This is a genomic window from Bradyrhizobium sp. U531 (assembly GCF_051710265.1).
Classification (GTDB): Bacteria; Pseudomonadota; Alphaproteobacteria; order Rhizobiales; family Xanthobacteraceae; genus Bradyrhizobium.
In genome coordinates this window covers 277,383-302,738 of record NZ_JASVEN010000003.1, presented here as the reverse complement: position 1 = coordinate 302,738, position 25,356 = coordinate 277,383, and the positions used below count along the sequence as shown (strand labels likewise).

The 25,356-nt window shown below is 64.8% G+C and carries 29 protein-coding genes and 1 riboswitch; of the genes, 16 read left to right on the top strand and 13 right to left on the bottom strand.

The genetic code is table 11. The annotated features are described in order from the left end of the window. The first annotated feature begins 87 nt into the window (after nt 1–87). Entirely contained in the window at nt 88–996 is a 909-nt protein-coding gene (locus QRQ56_RS17695; protein WP_438741830.1) for a GntR family transcriptional regulator, read from the top strand. Between the two features lie 113 nt (nt 997–1,109). Continuing rightward, nucleotides 1,110–2,186: an Acg family FMN-binding oxidoreductase gene (locus QRQ56_RS17690; RefSeq protein WP_438742335.1), complete on the top strand. Its 1,077-nt coding sequence runs from the start codon at nt 1,110–1,112 to the stop codon at nt 2,184–2,186. Here the strand turns inward: QRQ56_RS17690 and QRQ56_RS17685 are convergent. Together QRQ56_RS17685 and QRQ56_RS17680 are read right to left on the bottom strand one after the other, a co-directional pair. Continuing rightward, a complete protein-coding gene (locus tag QRQ56_RS17685) occupies nt 2,183–2,800 on the bottom strand; it encodes a hypothetical protein (protein WP_438741829.1) in 618 nt (205 codons plus the stop codon). The two genes, QRQ56_RS17690 and QRQ56_RS17685, sit on opposite strands and share 4 nt — an antisense overlap. 77 nt (nt 2,801–2,877) lie before the next feature. Continuing rightward, a complete protein-coding gene (locus tag QRQ56_RS17680; RefSeq protein ID WP_438741828.1) occupies nt 2,878–3,261 on the bottom strand; it encodes a bleomycin resistance protein in 384 nt (127 codons plus the stop codon). 133 nt (nt 3,262–3,394) lie between these two features. Here QRQ56_RS17680 and QRQ56_RS17675 point away from each other — a divergent pair, with 133 nt between their 5' ends. The 3 genes from QRQ56_RS17675 to QRQ56_RS17665 are packed head-to-tail and all read left to right on the top strand — an operon-like array spanning nt 3,395 to nt 5,670. Then, nucleotides 3,395–4,036, top strand: coding sequence for a carboxymuconolactone decarboxylase family protein (locus QRQ56_RS17675; RefSeq protein WP_438741827.1), 642 nt, complete (start codon nt 3,395–3,397; stop codon nt 4,034–4,036). Between the two features lie 16 nt (nt 4,037–4,052). After that, nucleotides 4,053–4,880, top strand: a complete 828-nt coding sequence (locus QRQ56_RS17670; protein ID WP_438741826.1) for a nucleotidyltransferase domain-containing protein — start codon at nt 4,053–4,055, stop codon at nt 4,878–4,880. Between the two features lie 16 nt (nt 4,881–4,896). Continuing rightward, a complete protein-coding gene (locus QRQ56_RS17665; RefSeq protein WP_438741825.1) occupies nt 4,897–5,670 on the top strand; it encodes an enoyl-CoA hydratase/isomerase family protein in 774 nt (257 codons plus the stop codon). A 25-nt stretch (nt 5,671–5,695) separates the two neighbouring features. Here the strand turns inward: QRQ56_RS17665 and QRQ56_RS17660 are convergent, their stop codons facing one another. Next, entirely contained in the window at nt 5,696–6,334 is a 639-nt protein-coding gene (locus QRQ56_RS17660; RefSeq protein ID WP_438741824.1) for a hypothetical protein, read from the bottom strand. Nucleotides 6,335–6,554: 220 nt separating this feature from the next. Continuing rightward, a complete protein-coding gene (locus QRQ56_RS17655; RefSeq protein WP_438741823.1) occupies nt 6,555–7,418 on the bottom strand; it encodes a DUF1194 domain-containing protein in 864 nt (287 codons plus the stop codon). A 293-nt stretch (nt 7,419–7,711) separates the two neighbouring features. Beyond that, a riboswitch (Fluoride riboswitch) is annotated at nt 7,712–7,798 on the top strand. Between the two features lie 104 nt (nt 7,799–7,902). Here QRQ56_RS17655 and QRQ56_RS17650 point away from each other — a divergent pair. The 5 genes from QRQ56_RS17650 to clpS are packed head-to-tail and all read left to right on the top strand — an operon-like array spanning nt 7,903 to nt 10,647. Further along, on the top strand, nt 7,903–9,114 hold the full coding sequence (locus QRQ56_RS17650; protein WP_438741821.1) for an MFS transporter: 1,212 nt from the start codon (nt 7,903–7,905) through the stop codon (nt 9,112–9,114). Beyond that, nucleotides 9,086–9,520 (top strand): fluoride efflux transporter CrcB, encoded by a 435-nt coding sequence (crcB, locus tag QRQ56_RS17645; protein WP_438741820.1) that lies wholly within the window; start codon nt 9,086–9,088, stop codon nt 9,518–9,520. Before QRQ56_RS17650 ends, crcB (QRQ56_RS17645) begins: the two co-directional genes overlap by 29 nt. A 6-nt stretch (nt 9,521–9,526) precedes the next feature. After that, the gene (crcB, locus tag QRQ56_RS17640) at nt 9,527–9,955 is read left to right on the top strand and encodes a fluoride efflux transporter CrcB (RefSeq protein WP_438741819.1); all 429 of its coding nucleotides are present in this window, start codon (nt 9,527–9,529) and stop codon (nt 9,953–9,955) included. Between the two features lie 2 nt (nt 9,956–9,957). Further along, nucleotides 9,958–10,299, top strand: coding sequence for a DUF190 domain-containing protein (locus tag QRQ56_RS17635; protein WP_438741818.1), 342 nt, complete (start codon nt 9,958–9,960; stop codon nt 10,297–10,299). A 45-nt stretch (nt 10,300–10,344) separates the two neighbouring features. After that, the gene (gene clpS, locus QRQ56_RS17630) at nt 10,345–10,647 is read left to right on the top strand and encodes an ATP-dependent Clp protease adapter ClpS (RefSeq protein WP_438741817.1); all 303 of its coding nucleotides are present in this window, start codon (nt 10,345–10,347) and stop codon (nt 10,645–10,647) included. A 43-nt stretch (nt 10,648–10,690) separates the two neighbouring features. Here the strand turns inward: clpS and QRQ56_RS17625 are convergent, their stop codons facing one another. From QRQ56_RS17625 to fabI, 4 genes are all read right to left on the bottom strand, one after another. Then, nucleotides 10,691–11,881 carry an adenylate/guanylate cyclase domain-containing protein gene (locus tag QRQ56_RS17625; RefSeq protein WP_438741816.1) on the bottom strand — a complete coding sequence of 397 codons (1,191 nt, stop codon included), beginning with the start codon at nt 11,879–11,881 and terminating at the stop codon, nt 10,691–10,693. 69 nt (nt 11,882–11,950) lie between these two features. Continuing rightward, on the bottom strand, nt 11,951–13,039 hold the full coding sequence (aroC, locus tag QRQ56_RS17620) for a chorismate synthase (RefSeq protein ID WP_438741814.1): 1,089 nt from the start codon (nt 13,037–13,039) through the stop codon (nt 11,951–11,953). A gap of 164 nt (nt 13,040–13,203) precedes the next feature. Next, nucleotides 13,204–13,803: a histidine phosphatase family protein gene (locus QRQ56_RS17615; RefSeq protein ID WP_438741813.1), complete on the bottom strand. Its 600-nt coding sequence runs from the start codon at nt 13,801–13,803 to the stop codon at nt 13,204–13,206. 12 nt (nt 13,804–13,815) lie between these two features. Continuing rightward, complete coding sequence (fabI, locus tag QRQ56_RS17610; protein WP_063196440.1) at nt 13,816–14,631, bottom strand: enoyl-ACP reductase FabI; 816 nt, start codon at nt 14,629–14,631, stop codon at nt 13,816–13,818. A 173-nt stretch (nt 14,632–14,804) separates the two neighbouring features. Between fabI and QRQ56_RS17605 the strand changes: the two genes are divergently transcribed. Together QRQ56_RS17605 and QRQ56_RS17600 are read left to right on the top strand one after the other, a co-directional pair. After that, nucleotides 14,805–15,293 (top strand): sigma-70 family RNA polymerase sigma factor, encoded by a 489-nt coding sequence (locus QRQ56_RS17605; protein ID WP_011085414.1) that lies wholly within the window; start codon nt 14,805–14,807, stop codon nt 15,291–15,293. Between the two features lie 106 nt (nt 15,294–15,399). Next, complete coding sequence (locus tag QRQ56_RS17600) at nt 15,400–16,170, top strand: anti-sigma factor family protein (RefSeq protein ID WP_438741812.1); 771 nt, start codon at nt 15,400–15,402, stop codon at nt 16,168–16,170. A 489-nt stretch (nt 16,171–16,659) separates the two neighbouring features. Here QRQ56_RS17600 and QRQ56_RS17595 read toward each other — a convergent pair whose 3' ends face one another. Together QRQ56_RS17595 and QRQ56_RS17590 are read right to left on the bottom strand one after the other, a co-directional pair. Next, nucleotides 16,660–17,622, bottom strand: a complete 963-nt coding sequence (locus tag QRQ56_RS17595) for a DnaJ C-terminal domain-containing protein (RefSeq protein WP_438741811.1) — start codon at nt 17,620–17,622, stop codon at nt 16,660–16,662. Nucleotides 17,623–17,731: 109 nt separating this feature from the next. After that, complete coding sequence (locus QRQ56_RS17590; protein ID WP_438741810.1) at nt 17,732–18,139, bottom strand: RT0821/Lpp0805 family surface protein; 408 nt, start codon at nt 18,137–18,139, stop codon at nt 17,732–17,734. Between the two features lie 113 nt (nt 18,140–18,252). Here QRQ56_RS17590 and pdxH point away from each other — a divergent pair, with 113 nt between their 5' ends. Together pdxH and QRQ56_RS17580 are read left to right on the top strand one after the other, a co-directional pair. Then, a complete protein-coding gene (gene pdxH, locus QRQ56_RS17585; RefSeq protein WP_438741809.1) occupies nt 18,253–18,894 on the top strand; it encodes a pyridoxamine 5'-phosphate oxidase in 642 nt (213 codons plus the stop codon). Between the two features lie 27 nt (nt 18,895–18,921). Continuing rightward, a complete protein-coding gene (locus tag QRQ56_RS17580) occupies nt 18,922–19,674 on the top strand; it encodes an SDR family NAD(P)-dependent oxidoreductase (protein ID WP_438741808.1) in 753 nt (250 codons plus the stop codon). A gap of 149 nt (nt 19,675–19,823) precedes the next feature. Here QRQ56_RS17580 and QRQ56_RS17575 read toward each other — a convergent pair whose 3' ends face one another. Both QRQ56_RS17575 and QRQ56_RS17570 read right to left on the bottom strand, forming a co-directional pair. Further along, entirely contained in the window at nt 19,824–20,042 is a 219-nt protein-coding gene (locus QRQ56_RS17575; protein ID WP_438741807.1) for a hypothetical protein, read from the bottom strand. Nucleotides 20,043–20,305: 263 nt separating this feature from the next. Beyond that, nucleotides 20,306–21,283: a magnesium transporter CorA family protein gene (locus QRQ56_RS17570; protein ID WP_438741806.1), complete on the bottom strand. Its 978-nt coding sequence runs from the start codon at nt 21,281–21,283 to the stop codon at nt 20,306–20,308. A 336-nt stretch (nt 21,284–21,619) separates the two neighbouring features. On the opposite strand from QRQ56_RS17570, the gene QRQ56_RS17565 reads away from it, so the two are divergent. Further along, nucleotides 21,620–22,306 (top strand): L,D-transpeptidase, encoded by a 687-nt coding sequence (locus tag QRQ56_RS17565; protein WP_438741805.1) that lies wholly within the window; start codon nt 21,620–21,622, stop codon nt 22,304–22,306. Between the two features lie 36 nt (nt 22,307–22,342). Here the strand turns inward: QRQ56_RS17565 and QRQ56_RS17560 are convergent, their stop codons facing one another. Further along, nucleotides 22,343–23,473 (bottom strand): extensin family protein, encoded by a 1,131-nt coding sequence (locus QRQ56_RS17560; RefSeq protein ID WP_438741804.1) that lies wholly within the window; start codon nt 23,471–23,473, stop codon nt 22,343–22,345. Nucleotides 23,474–23,537: 64 nt separating this feature from the next. Between QRQ56_RS17560 and QRQ56_RS17555 the strand changes: the two genes are divergently transcribed. Then, on the top strand, nt 23,538–25,166 hold the full coding sequence (locus tag QRQ56_RS17555) for a fatty-acid--CoA ligase (RefSeq protein ID WP_438741803.1): 1,629 nt from the start codon (nt 23,538–23,540) through the stop codon (nt 25,164–25,166). Nucleotides 25,167–25,356 lie beyond the last annotated feature (190 nt).

Here is a 25,356-nt window from a genome sequence, read left to right as displayed (position 1 = left end):
GCTCTCTCCCTGGTCGATTGTATATTGTTGCTTAAAAGAACAATCCGTGGGACAGTCTGTCAAGCCCTAAAACTTGCGTGCACTGCAATGAGCGCATCCGACAGTTCCCGACAACGCAGCGACAAGATCGGTTCCGAACGCGCCGAGCACCTCGCCGGCCTGATCATGGCCCTCGCCCGGCGCGACGGCATGAAGGCCGGAGACCGCCTGATCGAGCAAAAGCTTGCGGATGCGCTCGACCTTTCACGCGCGCCGATCCGGCTCGGCCTGAAGGCGCTGGAAGCAGCGGGGCTGGCGCGCGGCGAGTCCCATCGCGGCTTCGTGCTGGCAAAGAATCCGACCAGCGGCGCGGCCCAACCCGCGCTCGCGGCGGTCAGGCGCAGCGAGCAGGTCTATACGTCGGTCGCCGGCGACGTGCTCGCGACACGGTTGCCGACCGACGTCACCGAAGCGGAGTTGATGCGCCGCTACGACGTCACGCGCGCAGAACTGCAGCGGCTGCTGGACCGGATCGCCGCCGAAGGCTGGATCGCGCGTCTGCCGGGCTATGGCTGGCGTTTTGCGGAGACGGTCTCGAGTCCCGAAGCCCAGGCGCAGGCCAAGGCATTTCGCGCGGTGATCGAGCCTGCGGCGATCGCACAGCCCGGCTTCGCGCTGTCGCAGGACGTGATCGTGCGCCTGCGCGAGCGCCAGCTGCGCGTGTTCGAGGGCGAGATCGAGAAGATGACGATCGGCGAGATCTTCCAGTCCGGCTGCGAATTCCACGAGGACATCATCCGCGGCGCCGGCAATCCCTTCTTTCTCGAAGCGCTCAAGCGCGTGAACTCGATCAGACGCCTGTTCGCCTATCGCAGCTTCGCCGACCGTGACGGCATGCGGCGGCACGTGCGCGAGCATCTGCGCCTGCTCGACGTTCTGGAAACGCGACGCTACACGGAGGCGGCCCAGCTGATGGCCCGGCACCTGCAACGGCCGCTGGTCGCGGGCTTGTCGTGATGTCAAAACCAGCATCGTTTGGATCCGTCATCCGAGCTTGATTCCGGTCAATCGTTCTGAAGACCGTTGCTGCTAAACGCTACCTGCACGAGGGCACGGAGCGGACGCTTGTGATTAACCGACGACAGCTCATCGCAACCACGCTCGGTTTGTCCGCGGCTGCGATCAGCGGAGTCCCCGCAGCAGGGGCAACGATGACCTTCGAAGAGGCCGTGGCGGCATCGCGCGCTCCGCTGCGGGCCGGGACGAGGGACCGCGAACTCGTGCGTTTTGCGACGCTCGCGTCCAACAGCCACAACACCCAACCGTGGATCTTCTCCGCCCACGGCAACGAAATCGCGATTGCCCCCGACTTCGCGCGCCGTTGCCCGGCCGTCGATCCCGACGATCATCACCTGTTCGTCAGTCTCGGCTGCGCCGCCGAAAACCTCATCCTCGCGGCATCCACGCTGGGCTGGCGCGCCACTCCTGTGATCGACGGCGACCGGATCGTGATCACGCTCGAGGAGGCGCCGCCTGTCACCTGGGCGTTGGCGGCCGCAATTCCAGCCCGGCAATGCACCCGCGCGACATACGACGGCAAGCCGGTCGCGCCAGAGATTTTGCGCCGGCTCGAAGATGCCTGCCGCGAACCTGATGTCACGGCCATCCTGCTGACCGAGCGCACCGCGATCGCCGGCGTCACCGACTACGTCCTCGCCGGCAATTCGGCGCAAATGCGCGACAGGGCCTTCATGCGCGAGCTCGTGAGCTGGATTCGCTTCAACGAGGCGGAGGCACTTGCGACCATGGACGGGCTGTTCGCGCCCGCCTCGGGAAATCCCTCCCTGCCGTCATGGCTGGCGCGGCCGCTGCTGAACCTCTTCTTCACCGAGAGCGGCGAGAACAAAAAGTATCGCGAACAGCTCGCCAGCTCGGCGGGCATCATGGTGCTCGCCGCCGATCGCAGCGACAAATCGCACTGGATTGCGGTCGGCCGCGCCTGCCAGCGCTTCGGTTTGCAGGCGACCGCGCTGGGGCTCAAATATTCCTTCGTCAACCAGCCGGTCGAGGTGGCAGCACTGAGGCCGCAATTTGCGGCCTCGCTCGATCTCGGCGGTCGCCGCCCCGACATCGTGATGCGCTTCGGAGCAGGTCCGGACCTGCCGAGATCGCCCCGGCGTCCGCCGGACGCGGTGATGCGAGCCTAACGCCGAAGCCCGCTGAGGGCCGGCGACTCGCCGGGCAGCATGTTCGAACGGATATCGCTGTCCATGCGGCCGGAGTCCTGCTGGATCACGCCGGCGCCGAACGACAAGCTGAGATTGGAGGTCGGCTTGAACTCGATGCCTGCAAAGGCGCTGGTGCCGGGCGCCGTACCTGAGGTCAGCGGCCCAACCGAGCTGCCGATGCCGTTGCCATATTTCAGCGTATCCACACCGGCGAAGAACGTGACAGGCAAGCCGCCCGCGGTCTTGGTCGTGTAGCCGAACTGCGTGCTGTCATAGGAGAGCGCGCTGAAATTGCCGGCTAGTCCGGACTGACCGAATCCGGTCTGGCTGAGGCCGCTCCAATTGAGATTGCCGCGCTGGCTGCCGACGAAGAAGCCGTTCGCAAAATTGGTACGCCCGCCCACCTCGCCGGCATTGAAGCTCGAAAAATTGCCGTAGAGATCGGAGTTCTGGCCGTCGCTGCCGCCGAAGCCGAACGGTCCGCCCGGTATGAAATATTGCAGCGGCGCAACCTGCGCAGCGGCGGGCGTTCCGCCGAGGCCGAGCACGGCAAAGAGAGCTGCAAGACCGCATGAAATTGCAAGGCGGGACATTCAGGTAACCTTCGAAAACCTCGTAAATCATACCCTCCCGGGAGGAGGAATGCCAGCGAGACCGCGCCGGCTGCGTCTCACCCGGGTTCCGGGATACCCATGCCGAATGTGAGCTGATTGCCGTCGGCATCGACGACGTCGAAATCGCGCATGCCGTAATCGCGGTCCTCCGGCCGATTGATGGCCCGGGCGCCGCGTCCCGTCACCTCCGCATGGATCTTGTCGACGTCGGTGACGAAGATGCAGAGACCGCCTTGTCCGGGCAGCCGCTTGGTGGCAGCGGAGGCGAGCAGATGCAGGGCGACCTCGTCGCGGCAAAGGCAGGCATAGGACGCAGGCTGACCGTATTCGAAGGTGACCTCGAAGCCGAGCACGTCGCGGTAATAGACGAGGCTCGCGGCCATGTCCGAGACGACGAAGACGGTGGCGGAGCCGGCCATCATGGGATGTTCGTCGGCCATTTGTCCTCTCCATCGCGAGCAATCTCTCCCGCGCAGTCTAGCATGCGCGCCCGAGGTCTTGCACGGGTCGCGCCGCAACGTAAGCTGATCCTCACACAAGGCGGCGCAAGTCCGCCGGAATGGGGAGACTACAATGAGATATCCTGGTCTGACGCTGGCGGTGCTGTTCGCTTTGGCGGCCTCGGGCGCGGTCCGCGCCGCCGAACCAACCCGCTTCGTGCCGCTGAAGGCGGACGAGCTCACGCCGCCGCAGAAGGAATGGGCGGATGCGATCGCGGTGCCGCCGCGCAACGCCAAGTTCACCAACCCGCCCTATCGCGCCTACATCCGCAATCCCGAGCTCGCGCCGAAGCTCTCGGCGATGTCGGACTATCTGCGCTGGAATTCGTCGTTGCCGGCGCGCCTCAGCGAGCTCGCGATCCTGATCACCGCAAGGCAATGGACGGCGCAATATGAATGGTTCGCGCATTATCCGCTGGCGATGAAGGCCGGCCTCGATCCGCAGGTCGCCAAGGACATCGCCAACGGCGTACGGCCGCAGACGATGAAGGACGACGAGGCCGCGCTCTATGATCTTGCGATGGCGCTCTATCGCGACAAGAAGGTGTCCGACGACGTCTATCGCGCCGCGCAGCAGAAATTCGGCGAGCGCGGCATCATGGATATCATCGGCCTGATTGGCTATTACGACCTGGTCTCGATGACGCTGATCACGATGCAGGCGGAAGCTCCGAACGACAGCGTCCCTTCACTGCCGCCGCTCGCGGCGAAGTAGTGGGGCCACACCGCCGATGCCGCTCGATCCCTTGCTCGCGCGCCTGACATCCGCTTTCGGCGGAGTGCCGGGCGTCGCGGCCATCGTGCTCGGCGGCTCGCGGGCGCGGGGCAGCGCGCATTCCACCTCCGACTACGATCTCGGGCTCTACTTCGCCGGTGCGAGCCCGCTCGACACCGGGCGGCTGCTGGCGGCGGCGAAGGAGATCGCCGACGATCCCGCCTCCACGACCGTGACGCCGATCGGCGAATGGGGACCGTGGATCGTCGGCGGCGCCTGGCTCTCGGTGCAGGGCCGCAAGGTCGACCTGCTCTATCGCAACGCCGATGCGGTCGAAGCCGTGATGCAGTCCTGCCGCGCCGGCCTCATCACCATGGATTATCAGCCCGGCCATCCCCACGGCTTCTGCTCGGCGATCTGGATGGGCGAGGTGGCGTATTGCCAGCCGCTGCACGATCCGCAGGGCCTGATCGCCCGGCTGAAATCGATCGCCCTGCCCTATCCCGGCCCGTTGCGCGCCGCCCTGATCCAGCGCTTCCGGTGGGAGATCCTGTTCGGCATCGAGAACGCCGAGCTCGCCGTTGCTCGCGATGGACGCACCCATGTCGCGGGATCGCTCTACAGATCGCTCGCCTGCATCGCGCAGGTGCTGTTCGCGCTCAACGAACGCTATCTGATCAACGAAAAGAGCGCGCTTCAGGAAGCGGCGCACTTTCCGCTCACAATCCCGCATCTGGCGGAGCGGACGGACGATGTTTGGCGGCTGATCGGCGATGGCGCCCTCGCGCCGGCCTGTGAAGCCTTGCGCCAGATCGAGCGCCAGTTGCAGACGTTGTGTCAATGAAAGCATGGAGAACGTGGTGACATCCGACGGCCCGGTCGCATATGAACGTCTCGACGACATCGCCCGCATCACGCTGCGTCGGCCGCCCGTCAACGCGCTCAGCCTTGAGATGATCCGCGACGTGGTCGCCGCCTTCCGCCGCGCTACAAGCGATGACGGCGCGCGCGTCGTCGTGCTGGCGAGCGCCATTGCAAAGCGCTTTTCGGCGGGCCTCGATCTCGACATCCTGCTCGGCAAGTCCGGCGCCGAGATCCGCGAATTCCTTCAGGCGCTCTATATCGACCTCTACGATGCCCAGTACGCGCTGGGAAAGCCGTCGATCGCCGCGGTCGGCGGCGCGGCACGTGGTGGCGGCATGACCATGGCGGTGTCCTGCGATGTGGTGCTGGCGGCAGAAAGCGCGACGTTCGGCTATCCCGAGATCGACGTCGGCGTCATTCCCGCGATCCATTACGCACATCTGCCGCGCATCGTCGGACGTCATCGTGCCTTCGAGCTGCTGTTCACCGGCCGGGTCTTCAGCGCCGAGGAAGCGCGCGAGCTCGGCGTGGTGAACCGCGTCGTCGCAGATACCGAGCTCGAGGCGGAGGTGCTGAAGCTTGCCGCGCAATTCTCCGCCAAGCCGGCGGCCGTGCTGCGGATGGGCCGTGCCGCCTTCATGCGCCAGATCGATCTCGACTATCGACGCAGCATCGCGAGCGCCGTGGACGATTTCTGCAATGTCGCGACGCTGGATGAGGCGCAGGAACGCTTGAGAGCCTTCGTGGAGAAACGCCCGCCGAACCGGTGATTGGGAGACCGGCGAAGGTCCGCCTTCAGGCCGTCCGGTCCACCGAGGAGGACGTATCGGCCGGCGGATATTTGGTCACCGGGACCACGAAGGATTTGGTGCCGACCTGGTAGATGATCTTGCCGTTCTGCCCGTCATCGGTGGCGATCTGCGCCTGCCCGAACATGATGACGTTCTTGTAGACGTAGCCGGTGCCCTGGCGGGTGACGCCGTCGGTGGTGACGCTGACCTGCGCTTCCTTGCCATTGACGGCCAGCACCTTGAAGCTCGCGCTCTTGCCATTGTCGGGAGAGTAACCGCCCCAGCTTCCCATGAGACGGCTGTCGGAAGCCGGCGGATCCTGCTTCTCGAGATTGGCGGTCTGCTTGCCGGCGCCGCCGAAGGAGAACAGCATCACCATGTTCTTGCCGTCCTTGGTACCGACCGTCACCCCGCCGTAGGTGATGAGCGTGCCCTGGACCTCGGCAAAGCCACGTTCGGTGTGCCCGTTATGGGTGTACTCGACCTGTGCCCGGGCGCCGCGGATGTTCACGACCTTGAAGCCGACGGGCTGATTGCCGTTGCCCACCCAATTGCCCTTCCAGTCGCCGACCAGAGCGCTCTGATGATACAGGCGCTCGTTGGCGGGTGAAATCTGGTTGGTGGTCGATGAGACGATGGCCATTGGATTGCTCGGACGGGCCTGACAAACCCGCTCTCGTTCACTCCGGCAATGTCAGGATGCCGACAGGAAACGAACAGAAACCATGCGATTAGGGCCATGCACCGGTTAACGAGCGGTTAAGTTCGAACAGGGACCGGGCGGGCAAAAGGTCTCAGCCGGCGTGGGAACCGTCGGGCCCGAGCTTCGAGCGACCGCCTCGCGCGCTTTTTGGGATCACGCCCTAGCGTCCCCAGCGATCCGACCAGATCTTCTCGCCGATCAGGCAGTTGACGCGCGGCTCCTTGTCGGCGACGCGCATCACCGGACGCTCGGGCATGCGGCCGGCGACCTCCATCAGCAACTTGGTGCGGATGGCCTCCTTGAACTTGTCGCGGTCCTTGATCGTGATGACGAAGGATCCGGGACCGCCGACCACGCAGTCCTCGTAATAGAAATCGAGGTTGTCGATATCCATGGTCGAATAGGACGGCTCCTTCACCATGATCGGCAGGCCGTTGATGACGATCCCCTTCTCCAGCGCGGCGTCGCGCGCCACGGTGACCGGACCGCCATTGTTGTTGGGACCGTCGCCGGAAATGTCGATGACGCGGCGCAGGCCCCGATAGGGATCTTCGTCGAACAGCGGCATCGCGAACATGATCGCGCCGGAAATCGATGTCCGCGAGGCGCGCCGGATCGGCGTCTTCATGATCTCGGCGGCGACGGCATCAGCCGTCTCGGGGCCATCGACCAGCCGCCAGGGAATGATGATCTTCTGGTCGCTCGATGCGGCCCATTCGAAATAGGTCACCGCGATCCGGCCGTTCGGACCGAGCTTGAGCGCCTGGAGAAACTCCTTCGACTGGATCGCCTGCGCATAGCCCTCGCGCTGGATCGCGAGCTCGTCCATGTCCATGGAGTAGGATACGTCGACCGCGAGGACCAGCTCGACATCGACCGTCTGCGCATCTCTGTCGGCCGCCAACCGCTGCGGTTGATGTTTGGGTGGTTCGAATTTCGGCCCCGGTGCCGCGATGCCCGCGACGTCCCCTCCGGCAAACATGCCGGCAAACAGCACAGCCCCGATCGAGAACAGCATGCGCATCGCAGTCTCCCGTCGTATGACGCGATGGTGACATGCAATCGGCTTGCCGCAAAGCGGGAAGATCGCTTGTGCTTCACATTCGAGTGCATCGCTGCTGCGCGTTGCCGTCGTTCGGCCATCGCGCCGACACGGGAACAGGCGCCATCTCTCGCACACTCATTCCGCGGCGATGCGCAGCATCGAACCCCGGTGCGCCCTTGCGCACCTGAGAATCTCGCGTTCGCGGGACGGCTGCGCAATGTGGAGACACTCCCTCGCCCACTTGTCCGGTGCGATTTCCATGCTAGGTTGGCCGCACAGATGGGGATGGAGTCCCCCGATAACCGCCCGGCGGCCAATCGAATCCCGGACCGTAGTGGGCTGATGACTCCTGCTTGAGGAGGGGCATTGTTGGCCTCTGCCTTCGGCGGGAGCATGGACAAACCCGCCTATGGCGGGTTTTTTGTTGTCTGGCGACAGGGCCAGAAGGAGAGAAGGCGACAACGTGACGACGACGACACCGAATGCTGCGCGGAGCGGGCTGCCCAAGGGGATCTGGGTGCTCGGCTTCGTTTCCATGCTGATGGACATCTCCTCCGAGATGATCCACGCGCTGCTGCCGGTCTATCTCGTCACCGTGCTCGGCGCTTCGACGCTGACCGTTGGGTTCATTGAAGGTATCGCGGAAGCGACGGCCTCGATCACCAAGATCTTTTCCGGCGCGCTGTCGGACTGGCTCGGCCGGCGCAAGCTGCTCGCCGCCCTCGGCTATGGCCTCGCCGCCTTCACCAAGCCGCTGTTCCCGCTCGCGCCCAGTGTCGGATGGCTGGTCGGCGCGCGCTTTGTCGATCGCGTCGGCAAGGGCATTCGCGGCGCGCCGCGCGATGCGCTGATCGCCGATATCGCTCCCGCCGGCCTGCGCGGGGCGAGCTTCGGCCTGCGCCAATCGCTCGACACCATCGGCGCCTTCATCGGGCCGCTGGTGGCGATCGGCCTGATGTGGTGGACGGCGGACAATTTCGCCCTCGTCTTCTGGTTCGCCGTGCTGCCGGCCTTCCTGTCATTCGGCCTGATCACCTTCGCCGTGAGCGAGCCGGATCCGGACCCGAGCCGGGAGCCCGCCAAGAACCCGCTCAATCTCGCCGCGATGCGCCAGCTCGGCGCGGTCTATTGGCGCGTCGTCGCCCTCGGCGTCGTCTTCACGCTCGCACGCTTCAGCGAAGCCTTCCTGATCCTGCGCGCGCAGAACATCGGGCTCAATGCGATGTGGGTGCCGGCGGTGCTGGTGCTGATGAACGTCGTCTATGCGCTCTCCGCCTATCCCGCCGGCGTGCTGTCGGACCGGATCAACCGCACCGCTCTGCTCGCGGTCGGCCTCGTCTTCCTCGCCGGCGCCGATCTCGCGCTCGCGCTGCTGCCGAGCCTCGGAGGCCTCGCCCTCGGCGTCGTGCTGTGGGGGCTGCATATGGGACTGACGCAAGGCCTGCTCTCGGCGCTCGTCGCCGACGCCGCGCCGCCCAGCCTGCGCGGCACCGCGTTCGGCTATTACAACCTGTTCACCGGTCTTGCCTTGCTGGCCGCGAGCGTGATCGCGGGCGCGCTGTGGGATGGCTATGGTCCGGCGGGAACGTTCCTTGCAGGCCTCGCCTTTGCGCTGATTTCGCTGCTGGGGCTGCTCTTGATCGGCAATGGACTGGCCACGGAGGACAAGCGATGACGGGGGACACTTCATCGTGCTGAGCGGGACAATCGCGATCGTGATCGGTAGCGCGCTGGGCGGCTGCGCGCGTTATTTCGTCTCCGGCACAATCGCGCGGCGGCTGGGCGAAACCTTTCCGTGGGGCACCATGACGATCAACGTCAGCGGTGCCTTCCTGATCGGAATCTTCGGCGCGCTGGCAACCCATCCCGGCTCGGTCTTCGCCGCGCCCAATCCCTGGCTGTTCGCGGTGACCGGTTTTCTCGGCTGCTACACCACGGTGTCCTCGTTCAGCCTGCAAACGCTGACACTCGCGCGGAGTGGCGAGCCCATGCACGCGCTCGGCAATATCGCAGCTTCGGTCGGGCTGTGCCTCGCGGCCGTCAGTTGCGGCTTCCTCCTCGCCGATGGTCTGGGAGGCTAGCGGCCGATGAACTCGCCCTCCTCTGCCGAGCGCTGGCGCACCGCGATGCTCTATGCCTGGGTTGCTGCCGGCAGCATCGTCGGCGGCCTGACGCGTTATCTCGTCGGGCTGACGCTCGACACCGGGCCGGGCTTTCCCTACGCAACGCTGTTCATCAACGCCACGGGCTCACTGATCATCGGCTTCTACGCGACGCTGACCGGCCCCGACGGCCGCATGCTGGCACGGCCCGAGCACCGGCAGTTCGTCATGACCGGCTTCTGCGGCGGCTACACCACCTTTTCGACCTTCAGCCTCGAGACCTTCCGCCTGGTCCATGGCGGCATGAAATTCACGGCGCTCGCCTACATCGCGGCATCCGTGATCTGCTGGCTGGTGTCGGTATGGGCCGGCCATATGATGGCGAGCCGCTACAACCGTTTGACGAGGAGCTGATCATGCAAATTCCCAATCAGGCAGTGTCGCTCCGGATCTTTATCGGCGAGAGCGACCATTTTGACGGCAAGCCGCTCTATGAGGCGATCGTGACGCGGGCGCGCGAACTGCACCTCGCCGGCGCCACCGTGCTGCGCGGCCCCATGGGCTTCGGCAAGTCGAGCCGGCTGCACACCTCGAAGATCCTGCGGCTTTCGGAAGACCTGCCGCTGCTGATCGAGATCGTCGACAGCGAGGACAACATCAACGCATTCCTGCCCATCCTGGACGGCATGATGTCGAGCGGGCTGATCACCTTGGAGAAGGTGCAGGTTCTGCAATATGGTGAGAAGTCCGCGAGCTGATCGCTCCGGGCAGGGAACCGCGCCCCGCCGCGTCCAGGAGGCGGAATGAACGACACCGTCAAGCCGAAGACCAGGACCAGGACCAAGGTCGAGCGGCCGAAGCTGCACAAGGTCATCCTGATCAACGACAACTACACGCCGCGCGAATTCGTGACGATGATCCTCAAGGCCGAATTCCGCATGACGGACGACCAAGCCTACAAGGTGATGATCACCGCGCACAAGCTGGGGGCCTGCGTCGTCGCCGTGTTCACCAAGGACGTCGCCGAGACCAAGGCGACGCGCGCCACCGACGCCGGCCGCACCAAGGGCTACCCGCTGCTGTTCACGACAGAGCCGGAGGAATGAGGCTTCATCCTGCGGGGATGGATGCCCCTCGGATCGGTGCGCGTCACGCCATCACCGCGGGCGTCTCCTCGCCGAGCCCGTAGACGCGCTGCGCCTTGGAAAATCCGGCGATCGGAAACTCGCCGAGCTCGCGCCAGTCGTGGCGGCAAGCCTTGGCAAAGCCTTCGGAGGCGACGACCGTCCGTCCCAGGCGGCTCGTGATCTTCTCGAGCCTGGCCGCGAGATTGACGGCGGGGCCGATGCAGGTGAAGTCGAGCCGGTTGCCACCGCCGATATTGCCGTAGAGGATGTTGCCGACATGCAGCGCGACGCCGAAGCGGAAGCGCTCGACCACGTCGCCAACCGGAAAGGCCAGCGCCTCGACGCTGGCACGGGACTCGCGCGCCGCTTCCAGCACGCGCATGCAGACATGCGCGGCATCGCCGACATATTCGTCGATCGGAAACACTGCGAGCAGGCCGTCGCCCATGAACTTCAGTACCTCGCCGCCATGGCCCCGGATCGCGGTGACCTGGCAGTCGAAATAATGATTGAGGATCTCGACCACCGTCTCGGGCGGCAGACGGTCCGACAGCGCGGTGAAGCCGCGCAGGTCCGACAGCCAGATCGCGGCCTGCATGGTGTCGTTGTGGCCGCGGCGGATCTGGCCGCCGAGGATGCGCGCGCCGGCGCGGTTGCCGACATAGGTGTCGAGCAGCATCTCGGCGGTGCGGCGCAGGCTGATGATCTCGGTGACGCGCGCCAGCGGCCCCATGATCATCCTGATGGCTGCGATGTCGTCGTCGCCGAAGCCGCCGGGATCACGCGTGACCCAGCTCGTCGCATGGATCGAGCCGTCGAGAAACGGCATCGGCACTGCGATGTAATCGGTCACGCCTTCGGCGCGCATGTCGTCGAGGAAGGGAAACCGCCTGCTGTCGGGGTCGTCCATGCGGCCCCTGACCTCGATCCCCTGCTCGAACACGATGCGAAGCGGGCTTTGGGCAAATTCGGGCGTCTCGAGGATCTCGAAATCGACGGTGCCCATTTCGACCTTCTGGCCCTGGCGCCAGATGAAGTTGCGGCCGAAAATTTCCGGATGCAGCGTGCGGATGAAGATGCCGAACCGCGCCAGCGGCAGCCCGGCATCGACCAATTGCTCGCAGACGGCGGCGACCATATCGGCCGACGTCCCGGAGGTCCTCGCCCCGTCGATCAGCCAGTTCAAGACGCGTTGGAGCCCGGACCTGTCCATGGCCGCATTTGCGAACGAAGTCGTGGCGACGTCAAGCTGCGCGGTGGGCTAGTACCGCGATAGCAAGATCTAGCGTCCCACCTGTCCGCGGTCGCGCAGGAAATGATCGGCCAGCACGCAGGCCATCATGGCTTCGCCGACGGGGACCGCACGGATGCCGACGCAGGGGTCGTGGCGGCCCTTGGTGAAGATCTCGGTGTCGGCACCTTTGCGATCGACGGTGAGGCGCGGCTGCAGGATCGACGAGGTCGGCTTCACGGCGAAACGCACCACGATCGGTTGTCCGGTGGAGATTCCGCCCAGCACGCCGCCGGCATGGTTGGAGAGGAAGCGCGTGCCGTCATTGCCGGTGCGCATCTCGTCGGCGTTCTCTTCGCCAGTCAATTCCGCCGCGCCAAAACCGGCGCCGATCTCGACGCCCTTCACGGCGTTGATTGTCATCATCGCGCCCGCCAGATCGGAATCGAGCTTGGCGTAGATCGGCGCACCGAGGCCGGCCGGCACGCCATCGGCCACGACCTCGATCACCGCGCCGATCGAGGAGCCGCTCTTGCGGATGCCGTCGAGATAGGTCTCGAAGAACGCGGCCTTGTCCTTGTCCGGGCAGAAGAACGGATTCTTCGCGATCTCGTCCCAGTCCCATTTTGCGCGGTCGATCTTGTGCGGGCCGATCTGCACCAGGGCGCCACGCACCCTGACGTCGGGCAGCACCTTTCGGGCGATGGCGCCGGCGGCAACCCGCGTCGCGGTCTCGCGCGCCGAGGAGCGGCCGCCGCCGCGATAGTCGCGCAGGCCGTATTTGGCTTCATAGGTGAAGTCCGCATGACCGGGACGAAACTTGTCCTTGATCTCCGAATAGTCCTTCGAGCGCTGGTCGGTGTTCTCGATCAGGAGGCTGATCGGCGTACCCGTCGTCACCTGAACGCCGGTCTCCGGATGCGCCATCACGCCGGACAGGATCTTCACCTGGTCCGGCTCCTGGCGCTGGGTGGTGAAGCGCGACTGGCCGGGACGGCGGCGGTCGAGGTCGCCCTGGATGTCGGCCTCGGTCAGCGGGATCATCGGCGGGCAACCGTCAACCACGCAGCCGATCGCCACCCCGTGGCTCTCGCCGAAAGTGGTGACGCGGAACATGTGGCCGAAGGTGTTGAAGGACATTGCTGCTCGCTGGCTCGTAAGTCAGTGCTGACTTGTGGTAGCGCCGAGGAACACGGCGTTCAACCCCGTTCCCGTCATTCCGGGATGGTCCGAAGGACCAGACCCGGAATCTCGAGATTCCGGGTTCGGTGCTGCGCACCGCCCCGGAATGACTGTGGATGGACTTAACTGAACTTCTCCAGCCGCCCCTCGCGAAATACGTAGACGGCGCCCTGCTGGATATAGAGCTCGGCGGCGCTGGCCGGTGTCTCCAGGCCCAGCGAAACCATCAGGGCGCGGCAGGTGCCGCCATGGGCCACCGCGACGGTGTCGGTTTGGAGCTGGTCGTACCAGGCGCGGACGCGGACCTGGACATCGGCATAGGTCTCGCCCCCTGCGGGGCCCACCGTCCATTTGTCGGCGAGGCGTCTCGCGTAAATGTCGGGATCGGCCGCCTCGCTCTCGACCAGCGTCAGCCCCTCCCAGGAGCCATAGCCGATCTCGCGCAGGCGATCATCGAGTGCATATTCGGCAACCGGCAGCTCGAGCTTGCCGCGCGCGAGTTCCATGGTCTGGCGTGCACGGCCGAGCGGGCTCGACACGTAGGGCAACGCCGCCTTGTCGCGCCCTTCGCGCTTGAACAGGTCGACAAGAATGCTTCCCGCCTGCACGGCCTGATCGCGCCCGCGCGCATTCAGCGGGATGTCCTTGGTGCCCTGAAGCCTGCCGAGCGCATTCCACTCGGTCTCGCCGTGGCGAAGATAGTAGATCGTGGGCACGGCCATACAGCCTGAGGATCAGTCCTTGCCACCGAACGAAATGTCCGGCGCGTCGGGCCGCTTCATGCCCAGCACGTGATAGCCGGAATCGACGTGGTGCACCTCGCCGGTGACGCCGCGCGACAGGTCGGAGAGCAGATACAGCGCGCTGCCGCCGACGTCCTCGGTCGACACATTGCGCCGCATCGGCGAATTGTTCTCGTTCCACTTCAGGATATAGCGGAAGTCGCCGATTCCGGAGGCGGCGAGCGTCTTGATGGGACCTGCCGAGATCGCGTTGACGCGGATGTTCTTCTCGCCGAGATCGGCGGCGAGATAGCGCACGCTGGCTTCCAAGGCGGCCTTGGCGACGCCCATCACGTTGTAATGCGGCATCCACTTCTCGGCGCCGTAATAGCTGAGCGTGATCATCGAGCCGCCGTCGGTCATCAGCTTCTCGGCGCGCTGCGCCACGGCCGTGAACGAGTAGCAGGAGATCAGCATCGACTTGGAGAAATTCTCCGCCGTGGTGTCGACGTAGCGTCCTTCGAGCTGCTCGCCATAGGCGATCGCGTGCACCAGGAAGTCGATCTTGCCCCACTTCTCCTGCAGCACCGCGAAGGCCGCGTCGATGGTCGCGGCATCGGTGACGTCGCAATGGCCGAGCACGAGACCGCCGATCTCGGCGGCGAGCGGCTCGACGCGCTTCTTGAGCGCATCGCCCTGATAGGTGAAGGCGAGCTCGGCGCCGGCGGCGTGGCATGCCTTGGCGATGCCCCAGGCGATCGAGCGGTTGTTGGCAAGGCCGAGGATCACGCCGCGCTTGCCTTGCATCAGACCTGAATTCTGCGCCATTCTTGAACGTCCCGTCGAACTCTTCGTGAGGTCTGGAGGTACACCAGCCCTCCCCCGCGGTACAGTCCTAATACGCCGCGTTAACGCTGTTTAGAGCGCCGGAATAGCCGTTCCATTCGGGTGTTATGATCGCTATGGGCGCTCGCGCCCGACATCAGGACGTCAAGACCGCAATGAGTGCGTTTCGCCAGAGTGTGGAAGCCATGATCCCGGCGTTGCGCCGCTACGCCCGCGCGCTCACGCGCGACGCGGACGCGGCCGACGATCTGGTGCAGGATACGCTAGTGCGGGCGCTGCGCTCGGAGCGATTGTTTCTCGGAGGCGACGTCAGGAGCTGGCTCTATACGATCCTGACCAACCTCAACAAGAACCGGCGCCGCTCGCTGGCAAGGCGGCCGCAATTCATGCAGCTGACCGAGAACAACCCGGACGCCAGCGGCACCGAAGCCGAGGGACGCGACATCGAGAAGGCCTTGGCGACGCTCGTCGAGGAGCAACGTTCGGTGCTGCTGCTGGTCATGCTGGAAGGCATGAGCTACCGCGAGGTCGCCGACATCCAGGGCGTGCCGATCGGCACGGTGATGTCGCGCCTCGCCCGCGCCCGTGCCCACGTCAAGGCCTCGCTGGAGGGCGAGCGCCCCGCGCTCAGGCGGGTGAAATGATGGCAGGGTTGATGCATCGCGTAAGGTTCGCCTGCAGCTCTCCGACGCAGCGAACGAAGTTGAGCTTTGAACGAGTTTTAGGGCCACAGAGCCAGAGACGATCGATATGAACGACCGCAATATCCCAGTGACCGAGGACGAACTGCACGCCTATGTCGACGGCGAGCTGCCGGCCGAGCGCCGTGCCGACGTCGAAGCCTGGCTTGCCGCCCATCCCGAGGATGCCGAACGGGTGCAGTCCTGGCGCGCCATGGCCGAGATGCTGCACGCCCGCTACGACGCCATCGCCCAGGAGCCGGTGCCGGCGCGGCTGGAGCTCGAGCGGCTGGAGCGCCGTCCGCGGCAATGGCTCTATGGCGCCGCCGCGGCCGTGCTGGTCGCCTTCGTGGCCGGCGGCACCGCCGGCTGGGTCGCGCATGGCGCCGCCAGCGCGCCCTCGACCTTCCAGAGCTTTACGGCGGACGCGCTCGACGCCCACCGCCTCTATGTCGTCGAGGTCCGCCACCCCGTCGAGGTCGGCGGCAACGAGCGCGACCATTTGCAGGCCTGGCTGACCCGGCGCTGCGGCTGGACCGTGTTCGCGCCGAACCTGGAGGCCAGCGGGCTGAAGCTGGTCGGCGGCCGGCTCTTGCCGGGGCCGAGCGGCCCCGCCTCGTTCCTGATGTACGAGGGCCCGTCGGGCGAGCGCTACACGATCTACACCGCCAAGACCGAGAATGGTGCGACGCAAATGCGTTACGCCAGGACCGACAAGGACGGCGCGCTGTTCTGGGCCGAACGCGGCGTCGGCTACGTCGTCAGCGGCGGCGGCGACCGCGATCGTCTGACCAAGGTGGCGCAGGCGGTGTACGACCAGGCAGAGAAAAACGGCGGCTGACAACCCGCCACAGCCCAAGCTTGCTGGGGCGTTTTTCAAAAGACATGGCCCAAGCTTCGCTTGAGCGTTCGTCAAAAGACGCCGTGCCTCGATTCCGTCATTGAAAATTTGGAATCAAGACATGTGTGCGTCTCATTATCGCACCGGATGATCACGCGAAAATGAGCAGCGTTCGATCCGCCGATCGACGCGGGCGGCCTCGATTGGGGTTTTTGGTACCGCGCTGGTCCCCCTCTCGAGGCCGCACCTTTTTATCGGCTGCCCCGCCGGACAGCCGACACGTCGAGCATCGAAGCGCTACCACGCCTCGCGTGTATGATGGGCATCATCTCCTGAACGATGCCCTAGGTCTTTAGGAGAAACCCCTTCAGTCCGATCTCGCCACCCTAAAGCGCGATAGCTCGCGCTTTCGCTCTTTGTTCGCGCACGATCGTTCCGGAAAACCACTACGCGCTTTGCACTAGCCGGCGTTCCGGGTGCGGATCATGCTCAGCCAAGCCCGCTACGTGGATTGTAGGGGTGCTGGTCCCGCCACTTTTCCATCAATGCTTCAAGCTCGGCGTCGTTCCCGTCCGGTAGCATAATCCTGATCGTGACAAAGAGATCCCCGGTTCCGCCAGATTTTGGCAGGCCCTTGCCCTTGAGGCGGAAGGTCCGGCCGCTGGAGGTGTTCTTCGGAACCGAAAGCTCAACCGCGTTGCCGAGGGTGGGCACGCGGACCTTGGCCCCCAGCACCGCCTCGTAGAGCGTGACCGGCAGGTCGATCCGCAGGTCGGCGCCCTCGACCTTGAAGAACGGGTGCGGTGCGATACCGATGGTGATCAGGAGATCGCCGGGCGGATGGCCCTGGGCGCTCTCGCCCTGCCCCCGCAGCCGGATCTGCTGGCCCTCGGTCACGCCGGCCGGAATTTTGACGTTGAGCTCCTTGCCCGTCGGCAGCCGGACCCGCTTCTCGCCACCCCTGACCGACTCTTCCAGCGAGACGGACATGGCGACGTTGACGTCGAGATCGAGCCCGATTCCGCCAGTGTCGAATTCGAACTGCCCGGCGCCGCCGGCCCCGGGACGCGCACCGCGCGCTCCCCCGCCGAACATGCTGTTGAGGATGTCCTCGAACGCGCCGCCGCCCTGGCCGGGGCCACCACCCGACCGGAACGAATAGCTTTCAAAGCCGCCCGGGCCGGCGCGGCCGCGCGGCCCGCCGCCGCCCGGAAAACCTTGGAAGCGCGGCTTGCCGTCGGCGTCGATCTCGCCCCGGTCGAACTGCTTGCGCTTGTCCTCGTCGCCGATGATCTCGTTCGCCGAGTTGAGCTCGGAGAAGCGTTCGGCGGCTTTAGGGTCGTCCTTGTTGCTGTCGGGGTGATGCTTCTTGGCAAGCTTGCGATAGGCGCTCTTGATCGCGGCAGCGCTGGCGCTCCGCGGCACCCCCAAGACCTCATAGGGGTCGCGCATCCGTCACGTCTCCTTCAAGAAATCGAATTGTTCAAAGGGCTCCCCGCCCCACCTACGATCCATGTGGGAAGAGAGTGGCATTTTTGCAACTAGTCAGGTGAAGCGATTCCTAACTTCGCCACGGCTTTAGCGTATGAATCTCCCAACGGCCACGGCTGCTTTGGCAGCCGGCGCCCTGGAGCCAGCTTTCGGTGGCGCCGTTGACGTAGCTCGCCAGGAAATCACGGCATTTGCGGCCGTCCTCGGCGGCATAGGACTGCGCGATCGGCGTCACCGAGCCGCGCGCCCCGGTTTCCGGATTCTCCCAGTGCTGGCTGGAATCCCTGTCGCCCTTGCTGAGGACATCGGAGGCGGCGTTGCGGGCGAAGGCGAGATCGGTCTCTGTCGGCGGGGCGTCCTTCGCCGGCCGCGCGATCGACCCGGTGAGGTCGCTCTCGTCGACCTTGGCATAGGCGCTGGTGTCATTGCGGGAGAAGCTGCAGCCGCCGGTGCCGAGCCCGATCAGAATCATCGTCATCACGAAGCCTGAAGGCCGGATCGCCGATAGGCCAACGCATCCCCATGCCCTATATAGGGCGGCAGCGGACAACAACGCGTTTTGGGCCGCGGGACGCAACTCGGACTCCAGACATGACCGACACGACCTCGATGAAACACCAGACACCCTTAACATCCGGTGATTTTACCGCCGCCGATGAACCATTTGCTCTGTTCGAGGCCTGGTTGAACGAGGCGATCAAGAGCGAGCCGAACGATCCGAACGCGATGGCGCTCGCAACCGTCGACCCCGACGGGCTGCCTGATGTGCGCATGGTGCTGATGAAAGGCTTCGATACCGAGGGTTTTGTCTTCTACAGCCACATCGCCAGCCAGAAGGGCCGCGAACTCGCCGCAAATCCTAAGGCAGCGTTACTTTTTCACTGGAAGTCGCTGCGCCGTCAGGTCCGCGTCCGCGGCAACGTGACGCCGGTGGCCGACGCGGAGGCCGACGCCTATTTCGCGACGCGACCGAAGCAGGCGCAGATCGGCGCCTGGGCGAGCAAGCAGTCGCAGGAGCTGGAGAGCCGCTTCGCCTTCGAGCAAGCCATCGCCAAAGTCGCGGCCAGACACGTCATCGGCGAAGTGCCGCGGCCGCCGGGCTGGAGCGGCTGGCGCATCACGCCGTCGCGTATCGAGTTCTGGCACGACCGCCCGTTCCGCTTGCACGACCGCATCGAATTTCGCCGTGACGCGGCCGGCCAACCGTGGTCCAAGACCCGGATGTACCCATAGAGCTTTAGGCCGACCTGAAAGATGTCCATGCCGCATTCGTCCAATGCGCCGCGCCGCACGCTGCTCCTGACCGGAGCCAGCCGCGGCATCGGCCACGCCACCGTGATCCGCTTCTCCTCGGCGGGGTGGCGCGTCATCACCTGCTCGCGGCATCCATTTCCGGAAGACTGTCCGTGGGACGCCGGCCCCGAGGACCACATCCAGGTCGATCTCGGCAATCCCGCCGACACCACCCGCGCGATCTCGGAAATCCGCGACCGCCTCGAAGGCGGAATGCTGCACGCGCTCGTCAACAACGCGGCGATCTCGCCGAAGGGCCCGGGCGGCTCGCGGCTCGGCTCGGTCGACACCGATCTCGACACCTGGACGCACGTCTTTCACGTCAACTTCTTCGCGCCGATCATGATCGCGCGCGGGCTGATCGAGGAATTGAAGGCGGCCAAGGGCTCGGTCGTGAACGTCACCTCGATCGCGGGCTCGCGCGTGCACCCGTTCGCGGGCGCCGCCTACGCGACATCCAAGGCCGCGCTGGCATCGCTGACGCGCGAGATGGCGTCCGATTTCGGCCGCGTCGGCGTGCGCGTCAATGCAATCGCGCCGGGCGAGATCGACACCTCGATCCTGTCGCCGGGCACCGAGAAGATCGTCGAGCAGCAGATCCCGATGCATCGCCTCGGCACGCCCGACGAGGTCGCCAAGATCATCTACGTGCTGTGCACGGACACCAGCTCCTACGTCAACGGCGCCGAGATCCACATCAACGGCGGCCAGCACGTCTAGGCGTCGCGGTCATTGCCAGCGACGCGTCCGCCGCCGCTCGAGGAGCGAAGGCGGAAGCAGCAATCACGAATTGGAAAATAGCACCTGGGGAAGCAAGGCGATCCAGACAAGGCCGCCGCAAGACCTGGATCGCCCTTACCTTCCGTTCCTCAATCGATTCGAATCCGACGTGACCTGTCGCGCGGTCGCGGAGCGGCCGTGCTGAATGCGGTCGAGCAGTCGTCGTCATTCTCACCGTCGAGCAGCGGAGCACCACAGTGCCGGCACATGCGTGCCGACATCGACGACGCCTTGCCGATCGTCATCGCCTGACGATAGTTCGCCAGGTCGATGACGTTGCGGGGCGACGTTATGTGTTTTTCAACCATGGTTGTTCCTCGCGGCTACGCACTGCTTATCGCAGACAAGTTTCGCGCAAACGTTCAGCCCACTGCTCAAATTTTACCGGAGGAATTGGGGCACTGGCCACGCATCACCGCGCGGCCGCAATCCCGCTCTATTCTGCGACACCAAGCGTGATGTCTCTGCGACCGGTGTAAGGTCTCGGTAGGGATCTTCCTTTGAGCATGATCTTTCCGGAAAACCGCTGCGCACTTTGCGCTGCGCGGCCCTTCGGGTCCGGATCATGCTCCTACAGCCACTTCTTGAGCTTGAAAATCCAGTACGGGACGATGGCGGCGATCAGCATCATCACCAGCGCCATCGGATAGCCGTGCACCCATTCGAGTTCCGGCATCACCTTGAAGTTCATGCCGTAGATCGATGCGATCAGCGTCGGCGGCATCAGGACAACGGCCATGACCGAGAACAGCTTGATGATGTTGTTCTGCTCGAGATTGACGACGCCGAGCATGGCGTCGAGCACGAAGGTGATCTTGTTGGAGAGATAGGAGGCGTGGTCGGTCAGCGATGCCACGTCGCGCTGCATGGTCTTGAGCTGCTCGCGCATGTCCTTCGACCATTTCACGCCCTCGACCACTGCGGACAGGAACGTCACGACGCGGCCGATCGAGACAAGGCTCTCGCGAACCTTGGAGGTCAGGTCGCCCTTGCGGCCGATCGAGATCAGGATCTGGGAATATCTCTTGGCCTGACCGTGGCGCTCGCTCTCGGGCTCGAAGATGTCGTGGCTGACCTGGTCGATCTCGGCGCCGCAGCGCTCCAGGATGTCGGCGCAGCGGTCGATCACGGCGTCCAGCAGCTCCATCAGCACGGCCTCGCCGGTAACGGAGGGCGTGCAGGAGCGGGCGAGCTTGGCCTCGACCAGGGCGAAGGGTTTTGGCTGATCGTAGCGCACCGTCACCAGGCGGTGGTCGCCGAGGATGAAGGTCACCGCCGTGGTCCGGGGCATGTCGGTATCGGAGTGGCACATCAGCGTCGCGGTCATGTAGCGCGCGCCGTTCTCGATATAGAGGCGGCTGGAGATCTCGATCTCCTGCATGTCTTCCCGGGTCGGGATGGCGATGCCCGCGAGCCGCTCCACCGCCTTGTCCTCGGCCGCGCTGGGATTAACGAGATCGATCCAGACCGCGTTTTCCGGCAGTGCGGAAAGATCCTCGACCACGACCTTCTTCAGGGCGGACTCGGAGGGAACAAACACCGAAAACATCTACGACTCCGAGGGCCTGCGACAGAATGACAGTCCGTTAGCGCGATTCTGACACGTTGACGATGACAACCGCATTAACGAAGCGTTGGCATTTATGGCGATGCCGTGGCCCAACTGTGGCACGGAATCGACAGTCCGGCCGCCAAGGCCCCAAAACCTTCACGTGGCCGCAAAACTTGCGGCAGAAAAGCCACAGGTAAGCTCTCGCAGCGCGGGAAAAGGCCTTCAGTGCTGGAATTGTGGCAGATTTCAACGATAATGGGATTAACGGAGTCGAGGAACTTGGGCGGTAAGCTCAGGCCATCCGCACGGTATTGTTTTGATTGGAACCAAACCATGTCGTCGCTGAAAGTTAAGTTTGGGATTTTGGCCGCTGGCCTGATGCTGTCGGGCTGCATGCAGGCCACTCATTTCGAGGCGACCGACACCAAGGCCTTCAAGCCGAAGGACAAGGAACTGCTGGCCAAGGTCCGGTACGAGAACACCCCGGTCGCGGAGCCGTTCCGCCGCGCCATCGTCGAGTATCACCGCAAGGAGTCCCCGGGCTCGATCGTGGTCGATTCCGACAACCATTACCTCTATTACGTGCAGGACGGCGGCAAGGCGATCCGCTACGGCATCACCGTTGGCGAAGAAGCCATGGCCTGGTCGGGCATCGCCAAGGTCGGCAGCAAGACCGAGTGGCCGGCATGGCACCCCACCCCCGGCGAAATCTCGCGCTTGGGCGTGCCGACCTATGTTGCGCCCGGCCCGGACAATCCGATGGGCTCGCGCGCGATTTACCTCTATTCCGGCGGCAAGGACACGCTGTTCCGCATCCACGGCACCAACCAGCCGGAATATATCGGCGCCTCGATCTCGTCGGGCTGCATCCGCCTGACCAACGAGGACGCGATCGATCTCTATGATCGCGTCAAGGTTGGCACGATCGTGGTCGTGCTCGAGCCGAAGCATGGCGACTCGCCCTACAATTCGCGCCTCGCGCTCGGCGGCAGCCAGACCGGCCAGGCGGGCAGCTACTGATCGCCTGCGATCTCTGAACATTCAAAAGCGCCGGTTTTACCGGCGCTTTTTTGTTGCCGGCTTGTGCGGCTGTGATTTGCCGGTTTCAGCCGCCTTGTCTGTCGGCGCGGCCTTCTCGGCGGGTTCGTCGTCAGCTCCGTCCTTGCCTTCAGGCTTGGCTTCGGACTTGCCGTCAGACTTGCCGTCCGACTTGGCCGCGACCTCGCGCGGCGGCGCCTCCTCAGGACGTTCCGCCGGCAGCAGCGGGGCAACGTGCGGCAGGGGATCCCAGACATTCCACTGGCAGATCCGGTAATCGTTGCGCCGCTGCGCCAGGTCGAGATGGATATGGTCCTCGTGGTACCAGTCCGAGCCCGGGCCGAGCACGGTGGAAAACCGGGAACAGACCGAGTGCAGCACGCGCTCGCGCACCTCGCGCGGCATGGCGCGATCGGTGAGGCCGATCGACTGCCCGTTGGCCAGCTTGATGCCCCTGACGTCGAGGGCGTTGGCCTTGCCGTGCTCGGACAGCAGCGCGCCGGCGACGCGGTTGCGGCCACGGCACTCGAAGCTGTCGAAATTGTCGAGCTCGCCAATAGTCGAGCCGAGGCTGGTGGCGAGCGGCACCATGTCCTTGCGCAGCCAATCGGCGATCGCGGAGGCCATGGTGCAGCGGAGGACGGCTGCCGGCTTGACCGGCACCTTACGCTTGTCCGGCAGCACGACGGCCTCCAGCCGCACCAGATCCTCGCCGCCGCAGGCACCGGGGCCGCGGATATCCGGAATAGAGGGCGCGATCGCAATTTCCTCGGTTAGCGCGAGACGGCAGGCCGAGGCCTGCTTCTCGGGCGGCGGCGCGGCCTCGGCGGGCTTGCTGGCGCCTTGCTTCTCAGCAGGCGCCTTGTCCGGGGAAGGTTTGCCCTCGGCCTCTGCCGGGGCTTGGTCAGGCGCCTTGGGAGCCTCCTCGGGGCGTGGTTTGGGCAGCGGAATCCTGGCGGAATGGACCGCGGCACGCGGCCGTGGCGCGGCAATGCCGAAGATATCCAGCGGGGAATTATATTTTCGCGCCTCTGCCCTCTCGGTGAGCACCAGCGACAAACCGAGCGCAGCGGTAACCATTGCCGCGCCAGCGGACATATAGCCGCGACAAGACCATTTGCGGCGAAAGTCCGGCAGGCTAAAACTCATGGCAATCTTTGGCCCAACGCTGAGAGCGACAACGCGCCCAGCGACTTCTCGGAGGAACGTCGGAATGCTTGGTTTGATGCAAGATTGGCCCCTGCTCTGCCACCGGATCATCGAACACGCCGCCAGGATTCATGGCAAGCAGGAGGTCGTCACGCGATCGGTCGAGGGACCGATCCATCGCACCACCTATGCCGAAATCCACAAGCGCGCGCTCAAGGTCTCGCAGGTTCTGGAGCGCGACGGCATCAAGCTCGGCGACCGCGTCGCCACGATCGCCTGGAACACCTGGCGCCATCTCGAAGTCTGGTACGGCATCATGGGGATCGGCGCCATCTGCCATACCGTCAATCCCCGCCTTTTCCCCGAGCAGATCGCCTGGATCATCAACCATGCGCAGGACCGCATCGTGATGGTCGACCTCACCTTCGTTCCGATCCTGGAGAAGATCGCCGACAAGCTGCCGAGCGTGGAGCGCTACGTCGTTCTGACCGACAAGGCGCATATGCCGAAAACCACGCTGAAGAATGTCGTCGCCTATGAGGACTGGATCGCGGAGGCCGACGGCAAATTCAAATGGAAGGACTTTGACGAGAACACGGCAGCCGCGATGTGTTACACCTCCGGCACGACGGGCGATCCGAAGGGTGTGCTGTATTCGCATCGCTCCAACGTGCTGCACGCGCTGATGGCCAACAATGTCGACGCACTCGGCACGAGTGCCTCCGAGACAATGCTGCCGGTGGTTCCGCTGTTCCATGCCAACAGCTGGGGCATTGCCTTCTCCGCTCCCTCGCAGGGCACCAAGCTGGTCATGCCCGGCGCCAAGCTCGACGGCGCCTCGGTCTACGAGCTGCTCTCGACCGAGAAGGTGACGCACACCGCCGGCGTGCCGACGGTGTGGCTGATGCTGCTCCAGCACATGTCCGCCAATAACCTCAAGCTGCCGGACCTGCAGATGGTGATCTGCGGCGGCTCGGCGATGCCGCGCTCCATGATCAAGGCGTTCCTCGACATGGGCTCGAACGTGCGTCACGCCTGGGGCATGACCGAGATGAGCCCGATCGGCAGCGTCGCGGCTCTGAAGCCGCCGTTCCAGAACGCAACGGGCGATGCCAGGCTCGACGTGCTGCAGATGCAGGGCTATGCGCCCTTCGCGGTCGAGATGAAGATCACCGACGATGCCGGCAAGGAGCTGCCCTGGGACGGCAAGACCTTCGGCCGCCTCAAGGTCGCCGGCCCCGCCGTCGCCAAGGCCTATTACCGCGTCGACAGCAACATCCTCGACGAGGAAGGCTTCTTCGACACCGGCGACGTCTCGACCATCGACGAGGACGGCTACATGCGGATCACCGACCGCTCCAAGGACGTGATCAAGTCCGGCGGCGAGTGGATCTCCTCGATCGACCTCGAGAACCTCGCGGTCGGCCATCCCGCCGTGGCGGAAGCCGCCGTGATCGGCGTGTTCCACCCCAAATGGGACGAGCGTCCGCTTCTGATCGTGCAGCTCAAGCAGGGTCAGCAGGCCACGCGCGAGGAGATCCTGAACTACATGGACGGCAAGATCGCCAAATGGTGGATGCCCGACGACATCGCCTTCGTCGACGGCATCCCGCATACGGCCACCGGCAAGATCCTGAAGACGGCGCTGCGCGACCAGTTCAAGGATTACCGCTTCCCGAACGCGGCGGCGTAGCGGGCCATATTCACCGTCATTCCGGGATGGTCCGAAGGACCAGACCCGGAATCTCGAGATTCCGGGTTCGATGCTTCGCATCGTCCCGGAATGACGGTTGGTCTGGGCCGTAACAGCCCGGTGTCCCTTGAATTTGCCCCCGCGCCGTGGTCTCAACGGCTCAGCGTCGCGCCATATCGGCCGGCATAGC